Here is a 17,707-nt window from a genome sequence, read left to right on the forward strand (position 1 = left end):
GTTCGATCACGCCCGCGCCTCACTCCTCGACGGAGACAGCCGCCTTCCGGGCACTGGCGGCCTCGCGCACGCGGCGCACGATCAGCACCGCGAGCGCGATCACGATCGCCGTGTACACCGCGTAGTCGAGGTAGCCGAGGTACTGCTCCAGCCGCTCGTGCTGCGTGCCGAGAGCCGCCCCCACACCGATGAGCAGGGCGTTCCAGAGGCCACTGCCGATGATCGTGTACACGCTGAAGGTCACGAGGTTCATGCGAGACGCCCCCGCTGGAATCGAGATCAGGCTGCGGACACCGGGCACCATGCGCCCGACCAGCACCGTCCACCCACCGCTGCGGACGAACCAGTCCGACCCGCGTTCCAGGTCGGATCGACTCACGAGCCGCGTCGCCGCGAGCAGGCGGATCGCCCGCTGCATGCCGATCGCCGCGCCCAGCCAGTACAGCAGCAGCGCACCGAGCCACGATGCGAGCGTGCTCCAGAAGATCAGCCAGCCGAGGTTCAGTTCGCCGCTCTGGCTGAGATACCCCGCGAACGGCAGGATCACCTCGCTCGGGATCGGCGGGATCAGCACTTCGAGGAACACGAGCAGTCCGACGCCGACATCCCCGAGCGAGGAGAGTACGTCGGCGGCGAACCCGGTGAGCCCGGTGAAACCGTGGTCGGCGGCAGCGAAGAGAACCATGCGAACTCAACGTCCGAAAAGGTCGCCGATACCGGGGATGCCCAGATCTCCGAGCTGCTCACCCCAGCCGGTCGCCGCATCGCCCAGGCCCGAGACCGCTTCCCCGGCGGATCCCACGAGATCCCCGGCACCACCGGCCAGTGCATCCATATCCACTCCGGCTGCCAACGATTCGAGATCGACGCCCTCCGCCAGCGCACCGAAATCGACGCCCAGGTTCGCCGCCTGGTCGAGCAACGGGCCCGCCACACTGCTGAGCACGGCACCGCCGGCGACCACACCGAGGATCCCGACGGCGGCACCCCCCGCGACCACCGCCGCGCCGCTCACCCCGCCACCGCGTACGCGTGACAGCAGACCGCGCATCCGCCCCGGGTTCATCGCCTCCGCCCGACCGGCCGCACGGGCGAGGTCATCCGGCGACGACGAGCGCGGACGCTCACCCGGCGGAAGCTCCTCCTGCATGCGCGCCTCGACCAACACGCGCTGCTGCGGGGTCAGGCGGGCGAACGCCTCCCGGTGGATCTGCTCCACCCGCTGCGGATCTGCCGTCTGCAGCAGATAGTCATACCGGGCGATCGCCGCACGATCAGCCTCCGACGCGCGTTGCTGCGGCACCCGGCCGGTACCGGGAGCCGGCGGCGGCGAGTAGGGATCGTTCGCGGCAGAGTGAGCGCTCCGCCTCGACGGCGGCGCCGCATCGGAAGGACCGCGAACGGCACCGACCGCGCCCCGGAGCATGCCGCCCCAGTCCGTCGATCGTGCGCCATCGGGCTGGTGGCCGCTGCGCGCCGAGCCGGTGTTCTTCTCGAGAGCATCGGAGGCGAGGCCGATCAGGCGGGAGAGCTTTCCCATGGGTGGTCCCTTCGTGGTGCGGGCCACCGCGGATCCACGACGTCGGACGGACGGCAGGGTTCACTCGACAGCCCGCGATGCGGGTGCCAAGGTCTCCTCCACCCGTACGGGCCGGCGGGCCGGAGCACGATCTCATGCTCGTAATGACGACGTCGCCGCATTCGGGAGTACTCCCCTTGCGCGCCTCACGCTAGCGACCGCACCTGTGCATCGCCTCAGAACGCACCCGTGGAAACGGCGATCGGCCCCGGCGCAGAGCGCACAGGGCCGATCGTCAGGTTCGAGCGAGGACTACTTCGCGACGGGCTCGGCCTTCTTCGCGGCAGGCTTCTTCGCTGCGGGCTTCTTCGCCGCCGGCTTCTTCGCGACCTCTGCCTTCTCGGCCGGAGCTGCCTCGGCGGCGGACTTCTTCGCCGAAGCGGCCTTCGCGGCCGGAGCGGCCTTGACCGCCGGGGCGGTCTTCGCGGCCGGAGCCGCCTCGGGCGTCGCCGGCGCAGCCGGACGCGGACGTGCGGCGAACTCCTCGAAGACGTAGCGCGGGTTCTGCACGGTCTCCAGGTTCACGAGGTCGCGACCCAGCCACAGGTTGTTCCACCAACCCCACAACACGCGCCACTTGCGCTCCCACGTGGGCATCGCGAGGCCGTGGTAACCACGGTGCGCGACCCAGGCGAGGAAGCCCTTGAGCGCGATCTTGCCGGACTGGAACACACCGTTGTACAGGCCGAGACCGGCCACGGCACCCATGTTCTTGTGGAAGTAGTCCTTCGGGTTCTCACCGCGGAGGACGGCCACCAGGTTCTTCGCGAGCAGCTTCGCCTGGCGCACCGCGTGCTGCGCGTTCGGCACGCAGAAGCCGCCGACGCCACCCCCCGAGAGGTCGGGGACAGCGGACACGTCACCGGCGGCCCAGGCACCTTCGACGAATGCCTCGGGGGTTCCGACGCGCAGGTCGGCGCGGGTCTGGATACGACCGCGCTCCTCGACCGGGAGGTCACCGCCACGGACGACGGTCGGGTTGGCCATGACACCGGCGGTCCACACGATCACATCGGTCGGGATGACCTCGCCCGTGGAGAGCTCGACGTTGCCGTCGACGGCACCCGTGAGCTGGGTGTCGAGGTGCACGTTGGCACCGCGCTTGGCGAGGTCCTTGAGCACCCACTCGCTCGTCTGCAGCGAGACCTCGGGCATGATGCGGCCCATCGCCTCGATCAGGTGGAAGTGCGTGTCGTCGAAGCTCAGCTGCGGGTACTTCGCGACGAGCGACGAAGCCAGCGAGCGCAGCTCGGCGAAGACCTCGATGCCGGCGAAGCCACCACCGACGACGACCACCGTGAGCAGACGATCGCGCTCAGGACCGGCCGGCAGCGAGGCGGCCTTGTCGAAGTTCGACATGACCTTGTCACGGATCGCGACGGCTTCCTCGATCGTCTTCAGTCCGATCGCGTTGTCGGCGATGCCCGGGATCGGGAACGTGCGCGAGACCGCACCGGCGGTGACGACGATCTGGTCGTAGGCGAACTCGTACGGCTCCCCCACCGGCGGCGTGATCGTGGCGACCTTCTGCGCGTGGTTGATGTTCGTGACCTTGGCGGTGAGAACGTTGGTGCGCTTGAGGTGACGGCGGTGCGCGACCACCGAGTGCCGGGCCTCGATCGAGCCGGCGGCGACCTCGGGCAGGAACGGCTGGTACGTCATGTACGGCAGCGGGTCGACCATGGTCACGTCGGCCTCACCCTTGCGCAGGTGCTTCTCGAGCTTCCACGCGGTGTAGAAACCCGCGTACCCTCCGCCGACGATCAGGATCTTGGGCACAGTGCTGTTCTGAGGCACAGAAGAACTACTCCTCGGAGTCGGGGATTTGGCGTACGGAAACGCGCGCCGATCGGATGCGCCGGGCAGCTGCGGTGACGCCAAGCGCTACCAGGATACCAGGGACCGTGAGTGCGATGAGCGGCAGGGTACCGTAACGCAGTGAATCGGCGCTGGGAAGCAACGGTGAACCGGCCTCGGTCGGCGAATCGGCGGCAGGAAGCGGCGGAACGGCGACCGGCGACGTGGTCTCCTGCGGCTCGGGCTGCGGTTCGGTGGCCGCCCGTCGGAACACGCGGATCCAGTCCTCCAGATCGCCCATCGGGTTCGCGCTGACGGGAGCGATGTTCGCCGAGATCGCCGCCGCCGCGTCGATCAGTCCGAAGCCGTAGAGCGGGTCCTGCGGCTTCTTCGCATCCGGCACCGGGATCGCGGTCTTGATGATCCGGTTGATGACGTCGTTCGCCTTCATGCCCGGATGCGCCGAGCGGATCAGCGCGGCCACACCGGCCACGATGGGAGCCGCGCCGCTGGTCCCGCGCCACGAGACGACCTCGCCGTCAGGAGAGACGCCGAGCAGGCCCTCGCTGGGTGCCGAGATCCCGATCGTGATGCCCTGCGTGGAGGCCTCGACGCTCGCCGTGCCGGTCTGGTCGACGCCGCCCACCGTCAGCACGCCGGGGATCGTCGCCGGGGCGCCGATGATGTTCGTGCCGCTCCCCCGGTTTCCCGCGGCGACGACCACCACCACGTCGTGCTGGAACGCATAGAGGAACGCATCGTCCCAGCTCTCGTCCCAGCCCAGCGTGTTCGTGGTGAAGGAGAGGTTGATGATGTCGGCCCCGTGGTCCACCGCCCAGCGCATGCCCTTCGCGACCTGCTCGGCGAACGGAACGGCCGCCGCGGCGCCGAAGCCGATCGAGATCGACAGGAGGTTCGCCTCCGGCGCGACGCCGATCATCCCGGTGCCGTCGGGGTTGCCGCGAGCCGCCGCCAGCGATGCCACCCAGGAGCCGTGGTCGGCCTGGACCGCGCCGAGCGGGGTGCGCCCGTCCGGCGTTCCCGTGCCCGACACGTCCGTGCCATCGACCACGGCATCGCCGAATGCCTGCGGCACCTTCGCGATGCCGGTGTCGATCACGGCGATCGTGACGCCCTTGCCGCGTGCCGTCTGCCACGCCTCGCGGATGCGGGCCCCGTCGAGCCAGTACTCCGATGCGCGCACCGGATCGGCCGGGTCATCCGGAACGGGCGGCGGCGTCGCCGTGGCGCCGATGAGCAGAACGGACGCCGCGACCACCACGATGGCGGCAGCGCTGCGCAACGTCCGGCGCACGGTCATGCTGGGGACGCCGCCCCCGCACGGAGGGCAGCCCCCGGGTCTTCGCAGCGGCAGACCGTGGGCGACCAGGAGGAACGCGCGAGTGCGGCATCGCCGATAGGGTTCACGCCCGGCCCGGCAGCGAGAGCATGGCCGGCGAGCGCATGCAGGCACTTCACACGCGTGGGCATGCCGCCCGCAGAGATGCCATCGATCTCCGGTACCTCGCCGAACTGCGCGCGGTCGGCGAGGTACGCCTCGTGCGCTGCGAGATACGCGGCTGCGATCTCTTCGTCCTCCGCGAGGAGGGCAGCGAGCTCGGGCATCACCTGAGTGGCCTCGAGCGTCGACATCGCCGCGGTCGCCGCGGGGTGCGTGAGGTAGTAGAACGTGGGGAACGGTGTGCCGTCCGGCAGGCGCGGCGTCGTGGCGACCACGGTCGGATTGCCGCAGGCGCACCGGGCCGCGATGCCCACCACACCTCGGGCGGGGCGGCCCAGCTGGGCCGAGACGACGGCGAGCTCGGCGGGCGTGGGAGCAGGGAACGGCGGCGTGGTCACCCCTCCAGCGTAGGGGAGCCCGCCGAGAAGACGCTCGGAGCCGTCGTTCAGCGCGGGGCCGTGGCCGTGCCGCTGAGCCCCGTCGCGACGAGAGTGCGCAGCAGCTGCGGCATCCAATCCGCCGGCTTCTCCTCGAGCGTGTCGCTGACCGGCGCCTGCTCACGAGGGAGATCGGCCGGATCGAGGTCGTTGTCGATCAGGTAGACGACTTCTCCGGGCTTGACGTAGTAGAGCCGTTCACGAGCCTGCGTCGTGATGTACGCGGGGTCGTTCCAGCGCTCACGCTCGGCCTCGAGGGCGGCGATCTGGTCTTCGCTGACCTGCACCGACGCCTCGAGGGCGGCGATCTTCTGCCTCTGATCGATGAAGGTGCCCAGCGTCGGCACCAGCACCCAGGCCCCCAGCACCACCAGCGACAGCATGATGACGGAGAAGGCCGAGAGACGGATGCCCGTGGCCCACTCGCGCACATCGACGCGCGGTGCGGCGCCGCGGGACCTGGTCGAAGCCGCGGCCGACGCGCCACCTGCCTTCGACTTCTTCGTGGCCGACTTCGCCGCCGGTCGGGGTGCGCCCGACGCCGGAGACGCCGAAGGAGGAGCCGGTCGTCGTGCCACGGCCCCTCCTTCGTCCTGCCGCTCGCGTGCGGCCTCGTTCAACCGCTACGCCAGCGGTCTCGTCTGTGCTTCCGTGGTGCTCAGCCCTGGTAGCGCGGGAAAGCGGAGCGGCCGGCGAAGACCGCCGCGTCGCCGAGCTCTTCCTCGATGCGCAGGAGCTGGTTGTACTTCGCGACGCGCTCGCTGCGGGCAGGAGCGCCGGCCTTGATCTGGCCCGCGTTGGTCGCCACGACCAGGTCGGCGATCGTGGTGTCTTCGGTCTCGCCGGAGCGGTGCGAGAGCATCGCCGTGTAGCCCGAGCGCTGGGCGAGGCTGACCGCGTCGAACGTCTCGGTGAGCGTGCCGATCTGGTTGACCTTGACCAGGAGCGAGTTGGCGACGCCGCGCTTGATGCCGTCGGCGAGGCGCTGCGGGTTGGTGACGAACAGGTCGTCGCCGACCAGCTGCACCTTGGCGCCGAGGGCGTCCGTGAGGTGCTTCCAGTTGTCCCAGTCGTCTTCCGCGAGAGCGTCTTCGATCGTGACGATCGGGAAGTCGTTCACGAGTCCGACGTAGTACTCGGTGAGCGCGGCCGCGTCCCAGTCCTTGTTGTCGAGGCGGTACACGCCGTCCTTGAAGAACTCGGTCGCCGCGACGTCGAGGCCGAGGGCGATGTCGGTGCCGGGTGTGAAGCCCGCCTTCTCGATCGCCTTGACCAGGAAGTCCAGGCCCTCGCGGTTGCTGGGCAGGTCGGGGGCGAAGCCGCCCTCGTCACCGAGACCCGTCGCGTAGCCGGCTGCCTTGAGCTCGGCGCGCAGCACGTGGTACGTCTCGACGCCCCAGCGCAGGGCCTCGGAGTAGGTCTCCGCACCGATCGGCGCGAGGAAGAACTCCTGCATGTCGATGCCGTTGTCGGCGTGCTCGCCGCCGTTGATGACATTGAACAGCGGAACCGGCAGCACATGCGCGTTCGGGCCGCCCAGGTAGCGGAACAGCGGGAGGTCGGCCGAGTCGGCCGCGGCCTTGGCCACGGCGAGGCTCACACCGAGGATGGCGTTGGCGCCGACGCGCTTCTTGTTGTCGGTGCCGTCGACCTCGATGAGGATCTCGTCGACGATGCGCTGCTCGCTCGCCTCGACACCCTCGATGGCCGGTCCGAGCTCGTCGATGACAGCCTCGACGGCCTTGAGCACGCCCTTGCCGCCGTACCGGCTCTTGTCCCCGTCGCGCAGCTCGTACGCCTCGAACGCACCCGTGGATGCGCCGGACGGGACGGCCGCCCGCTGCACGATGCCGTCGTCGAGGAGGACCTCCACCTCGACGGTCGGGTTTCCGCGCGAGTCGAGAATCTCGCGTGCGCCTACAGCCTCGATCAGTGCCACTGATGTGCTCCTTGCTCAGGGGGAAATCGTTGTATGGAGCGTCGTCGATCCGCGCTCAGTCTAGCCCGGCCGTGCGACACCGCCCGAGAGAGTCGCCCCGCGTCACACGACGACCGCGAGCGCGAAGCCGTCCCAACCCTTCACACCGACCGTCTGCAGCGCAGTGGCGTCGAATCGCGGGTCCTCCCCGAGCATCCGCAGCCCGTCCCTGGTGCCGATCACCTTCGAGTCGGTCGCGTCTTCCCGGACGATCTCGCCCTCGCGTCCGATGTTGTCCAGCACGATCACGGTGCCGGGGTGCCCGAGCTTCGCCGCCCAGTCGAGGTAGATCGTGTTGGACTCCTTGTCGGCGTCGATGAACACCAGATCGAACCCGCCGACGAGTGTCGGAAGCACGTCGGCGCCGCGCCCCACCCGGATGTCGACCCGATCGCCGACGCCGGCGGCATCGATGCTGCGCCTCGCGACGGCCGCGTTGTCGGCTTCCGCCTCGACCGTGACCACGCGTCCCTCCGGACCGACGGCGCGCGCGAGCCAGATCGTGGAGTAGCCCCCGAGCGTGCCGATCTCCAGCACACGCCGCGCACCGCTGATGCGCGTCAGCAGCGCGAGGAGCTTGCCGGCGACGGGAGCGACTTCGATCTCGGGGAGTCCGGCCTGCTGCTGGGCGTCCAACGCCGCCTGGAGGGCGTCATCGTGCCCGACGAGCGTGTCGACGAGGAAGGAATCGGTCTGCGACCAGGCAGTGGGAGTGGGTTCCATGCCCTCAGCCAACCCCCGACCCCTCGACCCGTCAAGGGCGTGGCGACAGCAGCTGCTCCGGTGCACCGGCGAGCTCGGGCTGCCGGCGGAACTGCCCCGTCAGCTGCAGGACGAGCGCCACCACCGCGAGCACGATCCATGCGGCGACTCCGAGCGGCCCGGCCAGCGCCAGGTCGGGCTGGGCGGCGGCGAACAGGACGACGAGGCCACCCGCCGCATTCAGGGATCCGTGCGCGATCACGGCCGGCCACACCGACGCGGAACGCAGACGCACCCAGCCCAGCAGGATGCCCCAGGCCACGCACCCGCCGATCATGAACAGCACACCCGTGATGTCGGTGCGCCCGAAGTTGTAGCCCAACAGGATGACGGGACTGTGCCAGATCCCCCAGATCACGCCGCTGAGGAGGAGAGCAGGCCAGGTGCCGAGAGGGCGGAGCGCCGGAACCAGCCACCCACGCCAGCCGATCTCCTCGCCGAACGCGAAGATGCTGTTGAACAACGCGCCGACCGGGAGCGCTGCGAGCTGTGCGAGCACGACGACCTCGACCGGCGGCAGGGGCGTTCCGGCCGGCAGCGCCTTCGCGAGCTCGGCAGCGAACCCTGCGAACGTCAGGTCGAGCTGCGCGAAGCCGAGCGCGACCGCCACGAGGATGCTCAACCCCACCAGCAGCGGCGGCACGAGCCATGCCGCAACCATGAGCCACACCACACGCTTCGCGGGGCGCAGCGGCCAGAGCCCGAGGAAGCGGGCACGCTGCCCCCGAGCGGGCACACGCATCAGGAACGTCACGACGAGCACCGCCACGGCCGGAGTGAACATCATGACCGGGAGCAGCACGGCCGATATCGGCTCGGCGAGCCCGTCACCGAGCCACAGCGGCAGGATCACCACCCAGGCGAGGGCGCACGCGACGAGCACGAACACGATGACGGCAGGCCAGGGCACCCGCCTCTGCGGGACGGTCGAGTCGTTCACGAGTTCGCCTTTCCGGGGCCGGCGGACGTCGAGCCCGCAGCGTGCGCACGATCCACGTAGGCCTGCAACAGGGCCGCCGCCTCTTCGGCACCGTCGATCGTGACGATGAACGGTCGCCGATCGCGGCGGGAGATCTCGATCGCGGATCCGCGTCGCATGACGATGCCGGTGCGGCCGTCGACCGCGATCCTCCAGCCCCAACCGCCGAACTCGCCGAACGGGGAGATCTCGACGGCGCGGGCCGACGCGATCTCATCGAGCGGGATACGGATGCGCGGCCAGCCCAGCAGAGCCCTGGCGGCGAAGCCCTCGGGTGTGACGCGCACGCGGAACGAGGCGGTGGCCGCCAGCGCGAAAGCGACCACGGCGACCACGATCGCGACGATCCAGCCGCCTTCGACACCCGTGCCCAGCATGTACACGGCGAGCGCGACCAGACCGAGCAGCACGAGGAAGAGGAAGGCCAGCGCGCCGCGCGGCATCGTGACGGTCGACACCCAGACGACACGCTCGCCCTGGGCGACGTGCACGGCGTGCCGCGGCTCGAGCGTGCGCCCCGGCTCCGGGCGGACACGGGGCTGCACGAGCCAGGCGAGAGCACCGATCACGAGCAGTGCCGCGAAGCCCAGCGCGATGAGGCCGCCGATCCCGGGCACATCGGCGGGGTCGGTCAGGTCGCGCTGGATCGCGAGGGAGCCGAGGCTCATGACCGCGGCGAAGGCGGCCATTCCCGCGGCGAGCGCGCCCATGAGCCGTGCCGCACCGCCCCAGTGCGCCCCGACGGCGGCGAGCGTGGTGATCGCCATCAGCAGGGGGAGGCCGAGCCCGATCCCGATGAGGAGCCAGAGATAGGTGGCGGGCGGACCGAACGCATCGGCACCTCCGACGCCCCAGTGCGTGGCGACCTGCGCGGGCAGCGTGGGCAGCCACGACAGCAGCACCACCACCCCGACCGCGGTGATCAGGATCGGCACGATCACCGCGACAACGAAGAACGTGAGCCGAGCGCGGCGCAGCAGCGCGGGCGGCGTGCGGGTGAGGTCGTGAGTGGTCATGGCGAGTCCTCCTCGCGGCTGGATGGGCGGGTCGTGTGGGTGCGGGCGTCGCGGTGCGCGTGCACGATTCCGGCAAGCGTGTCTGCGGAGACGCCGAGGGCGGCGGCACGGCGCACCAGGTCATCGATGTCGTGCGCGAGATCGGCGAGCGGTGCGGCTGTGGCGGCGATGACCGCTCCCCTGCCCCGACGCAGATCGACGAGTCCCTCGTCGCGCAACCTCTGGTAGGCGTGCAGCACCGTGTGCTGGTTGATGTCGAGCGCTTCTGCGACATCGCGCGCGGCGGGAAGCCGATCGCCCGGGGCGAGGGCGCCCGAGAGGATGTCGGAGCGGATCGATGCGGCGACCTGGTCGTACAGGGCACGCGGGCTGTCGGCGTCGACGCGGATGAGCATCCGGTCCTCCTTCCCTCAAATCACTAGTTATTCTATGCGAACTATAACAACTGTGACAACCCTCCAGACGTCTTTGCACGTCCGCCGACCTCGTCCACACTGACCTCATGCGCATCACTCCCCGCCGCCTCGCCATCGGCATGAGCCTGTGGATCCCCAACCTGTTCAGCGGCATCCGTGTACGCCGGTTCAGTGAGGACTGGACGCACGCCACCGTCGAGCTGCATGTGAACGTCTTCACCCGCAACTACGTCAAGACAGCATTCGGCGGATCGATGTCGGCCATGACCGATCCCTACTTCTTCATGCTGGTCATGCACCAGCTCGGCAAGGACCACGTGGTCTGGGACACGCGCGGCGAGATCGAGTTCCTCAAGCCCGGCCGCGGCCTGCTGACGGCGGAGTTCGAGGTCTCGAAGGAGAAGGCCGAGGAGATCCGGGAGCGGGCGCGCGGTGGCGCGAAGGTGCTCGAGTGGTTCGAGACCGTGATCACCGATCGTGACGGCGACGTCGTCGCCAAGGTGCGCCGCGAGGTGTACATCCGCGAGAAGAAGCGGGTCACCGCCGCGCGCTCGTGACCTGCGTCACCCGCCGTTCACCGCTGCGTGCCACGATGACGGGATGCCCCTCGCCCGCCGTCTGAGCCTCGCAGACGCCGTCGCGATCGGTCTCGGCTCCATGATCGGCGCTGGCGTCTTCGCCGTGTGGGCGCCCGCGATCGGCGTCGCCGGCAGCGGCATCCTCATCGCCCTCGCGGTCGCCGCCGTCGTCGCGTTCTGCAATGCCACCGCCTCGGCGCAGCTCGCGGCGGCCCACCCGGTCTCCGGTGGCACGTACGCCTACGCCCGAGCGGAGATCGGACCGTGGTGGGGCTTCGTCGCCGGGTGGAGCTTCGTGATCGGGAAGATCGCCAGCTGCGCCGCGATGGCCATGACCTTCGCCGCCTACGCCGCCCCGTCCGGCTGGGAGCTGCCCATCGCCGTGGCCGCCGTCGCGGCGCTCGGCATCGTGAACTGCTTCGGCGTGACCCGCACCGCCCTGCTCACCCGCATCCTCGTGGCGTGCTCGCTGCTCGGACTCGCGGTCGCGGTGGGATTCGGCTTCGGTGCCGCTCCGAGCGCCTCGCCCCCGCCGCTGCCCGACGCCACGGTGTACGGCGTGCTGCAGGGCGCCGGGCTGCTGTTCTTCGCCTTCGCCGGCTACGCCCGCATCGCGACGATGGGCGAGGAGGTGATCGATCCGGCACGGACCATCCCCCGCGCCATCGTCCTCGCCCTCGGCGGTGCCGTGCTCGTGTACCTGCTCGTGGGGCTCGCGGTGATCCTCGTGCTGGGGGCCGGCGCGACCGACTCCACCGCGCCGCTGGCCGACCTGCTCATCGCCGCGGGTGCACCGGGTCTGGCCCCGATCGTGCGGATCGCCGCCGCGGCCGCCTCGCTCGGCGCGCTGCTCGCCCTGCTCACCGGCATCGGACGCACGACCCTCGCCATGGCCCGCGAAGGCGACCTGCCGCGCATGTTCGCGAAGGTCGACGAGCGCCACCACGTCCCTCAGCGCGCCGAGATCGCGATCGCCGTGATCGTCATCGGGATCGTGCTCGTCGCCGACCTGCGCGACGCGATCGGCTTCTCGTCGTTCGGCGTGCTGCTGTACTACCTGATCGCCAACGCGGCGGCCTTCCGCCAGAGCGGCCCGGCCCGCCGCTACCCGCGCGCGCTGCAGGTGCTCGGCGCGCTCGGCTGCCTGCTGCTGGTGAACACGCTTCCGGTGCTCGCTTCGCTGATCGGCGGCGGCGTGGTGCTCCTCGGAATCGGGTATCGGCTGCTGCGACTCCGCCTCGCACGGGCCTGACTCAGCCGTTCGCCTGGGACCGATACGTGCGAGGCGCGATCCCGAGCACGGCGCGGAAGTCGCGCGTGAGGTGCGCATGATCCGCGTACCCGAGCTCGGCCGCGATCGACGCCAGCTCGACGTCCGGCTGCTCACGCACGCGCTGTGCCGCCTCCTGCAACCGCCGTCTGCGGATCATCGCGGCCGGAGACAGGCCCACGTGGCGGTGCGTCATCCGCTGCAGGGTCCGCACCGACACCGCCAGGCGCGTGGCGGCCTCCTCGGGAGTGAGCGCGGCGTGCTCCCCCATGAGCACATCCATCAGCGCGTTGGCCTGGCGCGCCGGTTCCTCCACCGTGCCGACCCGCGCGGCGAGCCAGCGGGAGAAGCTCTGCACCGCCCGCTCGCGCCGCCCCTCTCCCGCGGCCATCGCCGCGACCACGGTCCGGTGCAGCGCGGCGAACTGCGGCGCGGAGGCATCGAGTGCGCGTTCCCCGTCGACCAGCACGACCGGATCGTCGATCAGGGCGGCCACCGCGGCAGGACGCAGCAGGGCGCCCACCGCCCACCCGCGCCCGCGCAGGTCACGCTGCGAGACGCGCGTCGTCGCCCCCGACAGCACGACGCCCTGGGCATCGACGACGAGGTTGAGCGCCGGGTAGGCCACGATCTCCTGGCGCGACGAACGGCCGGGCTCGATGTCCCACTCCGGGATCCAGAACCACGCGACCAGCTCCGCCACCGCCGTCGGCGCGGGCAGTCGATGGAACTGCGGCAGCCGTGCGGGGTAGAGCACGCCGCGGGTCGGGTTCACCATGCGCCCAGCGTAGGCTCCGCCACCGACGCCGCGAGGTTGTCGCGGATCTTCAAGCCCCCGGCATGCGGCCCGACCTAACCTGACGGCATGAGCGAAGACATCACCCCCACGACCGGCGCGACCGGAGAGCACACCACCGACGGACGACCCCACAGCGCGACCTCCCTCACCCCCTTCCTAGCGATCCCCGATGCGAAGAGCGCCATCGAGTTCTACCGCGACGTGTTCGGCGCACGCGTGGTCGACGTCACGGAGTTCGGCGGCGTCGTCGCCCACGCCGACCTCGACTTCGGACTCGGGCTCCTCCAGCTCGGCGAGCCCAGCCCCGACTACCACCTGGTGCCTGCGCCGCACGGCGAGGACGACTGCTACTCGATGGGGTTGTACGTGTCCGACGTCGACACCGTCGTGGCCAGAGCCGTCGAGGCCGGAGCGACCGTGCGCGAAGCCCCCGCACCCTTCGTGTCGGGCGACCGCTTCGCGAGCATCCGCGACCCGTTCGGCGTGCGCTGGTCGGTGATGACGCGCGTCGAGGACATCTCCGAGGAGGAGAGCAGCCGCCGCGTGGCCGAATGGGCGGCGTCGTTCAGCGCGGCTCCGGAAGACGCCGCGAGCTGAGGGCCCTCTCCGCCGCACGGCACACGGCAGGCAGCAGCGCCTCCGCCGTGCGGCGGTAGCCCAACGCGCTGGGGTGGAACCGGTCGAGGCTGAACATCGCCTCCGGCTCGTCGAAGAACATCGGTCCGACGGCCCGACGCAGATCGACCGGCTCGGCGCCCGCCTGCCTCGCCGTCTCCTCCTGGATCTCGGCGAGGCGCCGCGACAGGCTCGAAGCGATGCGACGGAGCGGCTGAGGCACGGCGCGCAGCGCACCCAGATCGGGGCAGGTGCCGACGACCACCTCAGCACCCGCTGCGCGCAGACGACGGATCGCCTCGTGCAGGTGCTGCGCCGACAGGGCGATGGGGAGGCGGTGGGTCACGTCGTTGCCGCCGACGACGATGACCGCCACCTGCGGACGGTAGTCGGGATCCAGGGCGTCGAGCTGCGCCGGGAGATCGGGCGACTCCGAGCCGACGACGGCCACGGTGCGCAACCGCACCGGCCGATGCATCCGCCGCGCCATCGACTTCGCCAGCCGTCCACCCAGCGTCTCCTTGCGGTGCTCCGCCCCGAGTCCCGCCGCGAGCGAATCCCCGACCAGCACCAGATCGATCGGCTCGCCGTCGAGCGCCCGCCGCCAGACGCGATCCGCGTCGAGGGACTCCTCGCCGAGCGGCTTACCGATCCGTCGACGGGCGAGGGCCGCCTGCCGGGTGAGGGCGAGGCGGAAGCCGGCGGCCAAGAGCGCGACGGACACCCCGAGGGCGACCAGCACACGGATGCGACTCACGTTCTGATTCCACCGCGTCACCATGAACACGCCGTGAACAGAGGAGACAGCTCAGGACAGGGGCTTGAGCTCCAGCGTCGCCGTTCCCGCGGACACGGTCGCGAAGGCGGTGTAGCCGTCGGCCGCAGAGCGCTCGAGCAGCGCCTTGAGGTTCTTGGTGCGGCGCTCCAGCCGCACCCGCGCGCCGCCCGCGATCAGCGCCGCCTTGTGCGTGACGAGCTCCGCGATCGACACGTCGGCATCGTGGATGAGCACGACCGCCGCGGCGGCGGCATCCTCCGCGTCGGAGACCAGGTCGACGAGTCGCTCGAACCCGAGCGAGAAGCCCACCGCCGGAACCTGCTGGCCGAGGAAACGGCCGATCATGCCGTCGTACCGTCCGCCGCCGCCGAGCGAGTAGCCGACGGAGGGGTGCGCGAGCTCGAAGATCGTGCCCGTGTAGTAGCCCATGCCGCGCACGAGGAACGGGTCGAAGACCAGCGGGATGTCGGACTGACCTCGCCCCGCGGCGACGGCCTCGCCGATACCCACGAGGTGCGCGACCAGCTCGGCCGGAGCGCCTTCCGGAAGCGCCTTGCGGATCTGCCGCTCGCCGAAGGGGTGGTACTCCATCGTCTGGGGGCGACGCAGGAACGCATCGAACGCGTCGGCGGCAGCGGTGGATGCACTGCGCTCACGCAGTTCCGCAGCCACACCCTCCGCCCCGATCTTGTCGAGCTTGTCGATCGTGATGAGCACGCCGGGGCGCTCCTCCGCGGTGAAGCCGAAACTGTCGAGCATCCACTCCAGCACGCGGCGGTCGTTGATGCGCACGGTCGCACCCTCGAGACCCAGCGCGTCGACCGCGTCGAGCGAGGCGACCATGAGCTCTGCCTCCGCGCGGGCTGAGTCGTCGCCCATGATGTCGATGTCGCACTGCACGAACTGGCGGTAGCGCCCCTTCTGCGGACGCTCGGCACGCCAGACCGGTCCGATCTGGATCGAGCGGAACACGGTGGGCAGCTGGCCGCGGTTGCTCGCATAGAAGCGGGCGAGGGGCACGGTCAGGTCGTAGCGCAGACCGAGGTCGGACAGCGCGGCGGGGTCATCGGCACCTGCCCGGATCGCGTCGGCATCGAGGCCGCGGCGCAGGATGTTGTACGAGAGCTTCTCGTTGTCGCCACCGATCCCGGCATGCAGGTAGGAGTAGTCCTCGACGACGGGCGTCTCGATCTCGTCGAATCCGTGCGCGCGGTAGCGGTCGCGGATGATGGAGAGCACGCGCTCACGGCGGGCCTTGTCGGCGGGGAGGATGTCGCGCATGCCGCGCGGCGGGTTCACGGTAGCCACGGTTCCATCTTCCCAGGTCTGCCGATGTCGCCGTGCCGGAGCGTCAGGAGGCGGATTCGGCGGCGCGCACGTCGTCCTCCAGCACGCGCAGCCGCTCGCGGAGCGCGCGCTCCGCGTCCCAGCCGTTCGCCCGCGCGGTCGCCACCAGGGCGAGGAGCGCGTCGCCGAGCTCTGTCTCGGACGCGGGAACGGCCGTGGCCGGCGCCTCGTCGATCGCGACACCCGCTCCGGCCGCACGCCCCGCGATCTTCTGTGCGAGCGCGAGCGCCGGCATCCCGCGGGGCACGCCGTCGAGCACACTGCGCCGCGTGCGCTTCTCCGCGGCCTTCGCCGCGTTCCAGTGCACGAGCACCTGTTCCGGCGTCTCGGCGACCTCGCCCGCGAACACGTGCGGGTGCCGTCGCACCATCTTCTCCGTCAAGGTCCTCGCCACGTCATCGATGTCGAACGGGTCGTCCGGATCCTGCGCCGCGATCGCCGCGTGGAACAGCACCTGCCAGAGCAGGTCGCCCAGCTCCTCGCGCAGGTCGTCGCGCGTGCCGGTCTCGACGGCGTCGATCACCTCGTGCGACTCCTCGATCAGGTACGGCACGAGGTCGCGGTGGGTGATGCGTTGCGACCACACACAGCGTTCGCGGACCGCGCGCATGGTCTCGGCGGCGGTGCGGAGCGCATCGTCCGCACCGGCGGCGGACTCGGGGTGAGTGCTCACGCGGGCTCCTTCGGTGTCAGGACGGGAGATGTGGGATCACGACGAGGCGGATGCGACCCGACGGTACCAGCGCGCCCGTAGCGACACGATCAGCGCCGACAGCACGAGGGCGATGAGCGAGCCCACCAGCACACCGAGGATGGCCTGGTCGCGGATACCGCCGTCCGACGCGAACGCCAGGTTCGCCAGCAGCAGCGACACCGTGAAGCCGATGCCGCCGAGCGCGCCGGCCGCGAAGATGTCGGCGAACGGCAGCGCCGGCTCCGCCCCCTTCGGACGGATGCGCATCGCGAGCCATCCGAACAGCGAGATGCCGATGATCTTGCCGACCGGCAGCGCCACCACGATGGCCCAGAACGCCGGAGACAGCTCGGTGAGCGACACCGCGGGGATCACCACGAACGCCGCCACGAACGCGAAGACGGGGAGGATGATGCCGTTCACGGTCGGCTCGAGCGCATGGCGGGTGCGCGCCGCGGGCACCGGGGACATGACGAGTCCCAGCATGACGCCGGCGATCGTGGCGTGGATGCCGGACGACGCCACCAGACCCCAGGTCACGATGCCGACCACGATCATCGACACCGCGATCAGGGGATGCCCCTTGGCGTGCAGCAACCGGCTCAGCGCCCAGAACACCGCGACGCCGACGACCGCGAGGCCGAGCTGCAGCCACTGCACGTCGTCGGCGAAGAGCACGGCGATGAAGACGATGCCGATGATGTCGTCCAGGATCGCCAGGGCGAGCAGGAACACCCGCACCCGCGACGGCAGACCCTTGCCGAACATGGCCAGCACGCCCAGCGCGAAGGCGATGTCGGTTGCGGTCGGGATGGGCCAGCCCGAGGCCGTGGATGCATCTCCCCCGGCGATCAGGAGATACACCGCGATGGGGACCAGCACACCGCCGGTCGCGGCGATCGCCGGTTGCACCGCCTTGCGCGGCGAATCGAGCTCGCCGTGAGTCAGCTCGTGTCGCAGCTCGACCGCGACCACGAGGAAGAAGACCGCGAGAAGGCCGTCGGACACCCAGTGGGCGATCGAGAGATCCAGATCGGTGCCGGGCACCGCGATGTGGAAGTCGAGGAACGCGGCGAGCGCATCGTGCGAGGGCAGGTTCGAGAGGAGCAGGCCGAGTCCCGCGGCCATCAGCAGGAGAACGGCGGGGAACTGCTGTCCGCGGAGGGGGTTCGCTGAGATGCGCATCGTCTCCATCGTAGG

Annotated in this window: 19 protein-coding genes; 3 read left to right on the forward strand and 16 right to left on the reverse strand. The window is 70.5% G+C overall.

The features are described from left to right. Nucleotides 1–19: 19 nt before the first annotated feature. The 11 genes from WFM69_RS15955 to WFM69_RS16005 all read right to left on the reverse strand — a co-directional run bounded on the left by WFM69_RS15955 (nucleotide 20) and on the right by WFM69_RS16005 (nucleotide 10,405). On the reverse strand, nucleotides 20–685 hold the full coding sequence (locus WFM69_RS15955; protein ID WP_337006401.1) for a DedA family protein: 666 nt from the start codon (nucleotides 683–685) through the stop codon (nucleotides 20–22). A gap of 6 nt (nucleotides 686–691) precedes the next feature. Further along, complete coding sequence (locus WFM69_RS15960) at nucleotides 692–1,540, reverse strand: cation-transporting ATPase (RefSeq protein WP_337006403.1); 849 nt, start codon at nucleotides 1,538–1,540, stop codon at nucleotides 692–694. Between the two features lie 291 nt (nucleotides 1,541–1,831). Beyond that, nucleotides 1,832–3,358 (reverse strand): NAD(P)/FAD-dependent oxidoreductase, encoded by a 1,527-nt coding sequence (locus WFM69_RS15965; RefSeq protein WP_337006505.1) that lies wholly within the window; start codon nucleotides 3,356–3,358, stop codon nucleotides 1,832–1,834. A gap of 25 nt (nucleotides 3,359–3,383) precedes the next feature. Continuing rightward, nucleotides 3,384–4,697, reverse strand: coding sequence for a S8 family peptidase (locus tag WFM69_RS15970; RefSeq protein ID WP_337006405.1), 1,314 nt, complete (start codon nucleotides 4,695–4,697; stop codon nucleotides 3,384–3,386). Further along, entirely contained in the window at nucleotides 4,694–5,236 is a 543-nt protein-coding gene (locus WFM69_RS15975; protein WP_337006407.1) for a DUF501 domain-containing protein, read from the reverse strand. Before WFM69_RS15975 ends, WFM69_RS15970 begins: the two co-directional genes overlap by 4 nt. 47 nt (nucleotides 5,237–5,283) lie before the next feature. After that, on the reverse strand, nucleotides 5,284–5,853 hold the full coding sequence (locus WFM69_RS15980; protein ID WP_337006409.1) for an FtsB family cell division protein: 570 nt from the start codon (nucleotides 5,851–5,853) through the stop codon (nucleotides 5,284–5,286). 80 nt (nucleotides 5,854–5,933) lie between these two features. Continuing rightward, nucleotides 5,934–7,214 (reverse strand): phosphopyruvate hydratase, encoded by a 1,281-nt coding sequence (gene eno, locus WFM69_RS15985; RefSeq protein ID WP_337006411.1) that lies wholly within the window; start codon nucleotides 7,212–7,214, stop codon nucleotides 5,934–5,936. 102 nt (nucleotides 7,215–7,316) lie between these two features. Next, nucleotides 7,317–7,976, reverse strand: a complete 660-nt coding sequence (locus WFM69_RS15990; RefSeq protein WP_337006412.1) for an O-methyltransferase — start codon at nucleotides 7,974–7,976, stop codon at nucleotides 7,317–7,319. A gap of 31 nt (nucleotides 7,977–8,007) precedes the next feature. Then, complete coding sequence (locus WFM69_RS15995; RefSeq protein ID WP_337006414.1) at nucleotides 8,008–8,955, reverse strand: CPBP family intramembrane glutamic endopeptidase; 948 nt, start codon at nucleotides 8,953–8,955, stop codon at nucleotides 8,008–8,010. Next, the gene (locus WFM69_RS16000; RefSeq protein WP_337006416.1) at nucleotides 8,952–10,010 is read right to left on the reverse strand and encodes a DUF1648 domain-containing protein; all 1,059 of its coding nucleotides are present in this window, start codon (nucleotides 10,008–10,010) and stop codon (nucleotides 8,952–8,954) included. The genes WFM69_RS15995 and WFM69_RS16000 overlap by 4 nt, the downstream gene beginning before the upstream one ends. Next, the gene (locus WFM69_RS16005) at nucleotides 10,007–10,405 is read right to left on the reverse strand and encodes a GntR family transcriptional regulator (RefSeq protein WP_337006418.1); all 399 of its coding nucleotides are present in this window, start codon (nucleotides 10,403–10,405) and stop codon (nucleotides 10,007–10,009) included. The genes WFM69_RS16000 and WFM69_RS16005 overlap by 4 nt, the downstream gene beginning before the upstream one ends. Before the next feature lie 107 nt (nucleotides 10,406–10,512). On the opposite strand from WFM69_RS16005, the gene WFM69_RS16010 reads away from it, so the two are divergent. Both WFM69_RS16010 and WFM69_RS16015 read left to right on the forward strand, forming a co-directional pair. Beyond that, nucleotides 10,513–10,983, forward strand: a complete 471-nt coding sequence (locus WFM69_RS16010; protein ID WP_337006421.1) for a PaaI family thioesterase — start codon at nucleotides 10,513–10,515, stop codon at nucleotides 10,981–10,983. Nucleotides 10,984–11,026: 43 nt separating this feature from the next. Continuing rightward, on the forward strand, nucleotides 11,027–12,256 hold the full coding sequence (locus WFM69_RS16015) for an APC family permease (protein WP_337006424.1): 1,230 nt from the start codon (nucleotides 11,027–11,029) through the stop codon (nucleotides 12,254–12,256). Between the two features lies 1 nt (nucleotide 12,257). On the opposite strand, the gene WFM69_RS16020 is transcribed toward WFM69_RS16015, so the two are convergent. Then, complete coding sequence (locus tag WFM69_RS16020; RefSeq protein ID WP_337006426.1) at nucleotides 12,258–13,052, reverse strand: AraC family transcriptional regulator; 795 nt, start codon at nucleotides 13,050–13,052, stop codon at nucleotides 12,258–12,260. Between the two features lie 87 nt (nucleotides 13,053–13,139). Between WFM69_RS16020 and WFM69_RS16025 the strand changes: the two genes are divergently transcribed. Beyond that, the gene (locus WFM69_RS16025) at nucleotides 13,140–13,670 is read left to right on the forward strand and encodes a VOC family protein (RefSeq protein ID WP_337006428.1); all 531 of its coding nucleotides are present in this window, start codon (nucleotides 13,140–13,142) and stop codon (nucleotides 13,668–13,670) included. Here WFM69_RS16025 and WFM69_RS16030 read toward each other — a convergent pair. From WFM69_RS16030 to nhaA, 4 genes are all read right to left on the reverse strand, one after another. Further along, the gene (locus WFM69_RS16030) at nucleotides 13,639–14,445 is read right to left on the reverse strand and encodes an SGNH/GDSL hydrolase family protein (RefSeq protein WP_337006430.1); all 807 of its coding nucleotides are present in this window, start codon (nucleotides 14,443–14,445) and stop codon (nucleotides 13,639–13,641) included. The two genes, WFM69_RS16025 and WFM69_RS16030, sit on opposite strands and share 32 nt — an antisense overlap. Nucleotides 14,446–14,496: 51 nt before the next feature. After that, complete coding sequence (gene hisS / locus WFM69_RS16035) at nucleotides 14,497–15,747, reverse strand: histidine--tRNA ligase (RefSeq protein ID WP_337006507.1); 1,251 nt, start codon at nucleotides 15,745–15,747, stop codon at nucleotides 14,497–14,499. 70 nt (nucleotides 15,748–15,817) lie between these two features. Beyond that, the gene (locus tag WFM69_RS16040) at nucleotides 15,818–16,423 is read right to left on the reverse strand and encodes a MazG family protein (RefSeq protein WP_337006509.1); all 606 of its coding nucleotides are present in this window, start codon (nucleotides 16,421–16,423) and stop codon (nucleotides 15,818–15,820) included. Between the two features lie 99 nt (nucleotides 16,424–16,522). Next, on the reverse strand, nucleotides 16,523–17,692 hold the full coding sequence (nhaA, locus tag WFM69_RS16045; RefSeq protein ID WP_337006432.1) for a Na+/H+ antiporter NhaA: 1,170 nt from the start codon (nucleotides 17,690–17,692) through the stop codon (nucleotides 16,523–16,525). Nucleotides 17,693–17,707: the final 15 nt, after the last annotated feature.

This window comes from Microbacterium sp. LB12 (assembly GCF_037150835.1).
Taxonomy (GTDB): Bacteria; Actinomycetota; Actinomycetes; order Actinomycetales; family Microbacteriaceae; genus Microbacterium.

Bases quoted from the DNA above. Each gene is read 5' to 3' on its own strand.
- WFM69_RS15955 (WP_337006401.1), bottom strand. From the start codon at position 685: ATGGTTCTCTTCGCTGCCGCCGACCACGGTTTCACCGGGCTCACCGGG.
- WFM69_RS15960 (WP_337006403.1), bottom strand. From the start codon at position 1,540: ATGGGAAAGCTCTCCCGCCTGATCGGCCTCGCCTCCGATGCTCTCGAG.
- WFM69_RS15970 (WP_337006405.1), bottom strand. From the start codon at position 4,697: ATGACCGTGCGCCGGACGTTGCGCAGCGCTGCCGCCATCGTGGTGGTC.
- WFM69_RS15990 (WP_337006412.1), bottom strand. From the start codon at position 7,976: ATGGAACCCACTCCCACTGCCTGGTCGCAGACCGATTCCTTCCTCGTC.
- WFM69_RS16000 (WP_337006416.1), bottom strand. From the start codon at position 10,010: ATGACCACTCACGACCTCACCCGCACGCCGCCCGCGCTGCTGCGCCGC.
- WFM69_RS16005 (WP_337006418.1), bottom strand. From the start codon at position 10,405: ATGCTCATCCGCGTCGACGCCGACAGCCCGCGTGCCCTGTACGACCAG.
- WFM69_RS16010 (WP_337006421.1), top strand. From the start codon at position 10,513: ATGCGCATCACTCCCCGCCGCCTCGCCATCGGCATGAGCCTGTGGATC.
- WFM69_RS16015 (WP_337006424.1), top strand. From the start codon at position 11,027: ATGCCCCTCGCCCGCCGTCTGAGCCTCGCAGACGCCGTCGCGATCGGT.
- WFM69_RS16020 (WP_337006426.1), bottom strand. From the start codon at position 13,052: ATGGTGAACCCGACCCGCGGCGTGCTCTACCCCGCACGGCTGCCGCAG.
- WFM69_RS16025 (WP_337006428.1), top strand. From the start codon at position 13,140: ATGAGCGAAGACATCACCCCCACGACCGGCGCGACCGGAGAGCACACC.
- hisS (WP_337006507.1), bottom strand. From the start codon at position 15,747: ATGCGCGACATCCTCCCCGCCGACAAGGCCCGCCGTGAGCGCGTGCTC.
- WFM69_RS16040 (WP_337006509.1), bottom strand. From the start codon at position 16,423: ATGCGCGCGGTCCGCGAACGCTGTGTGTGGTCGCAACGCATCACCCAC.
- nhaA (WP_337006432.1), bottom strand. From the start codon at position 17,692: ATGCGCATCTCAGCGAACCCCCTCCGCGGACAGCAGTTCCCCGCCGTT.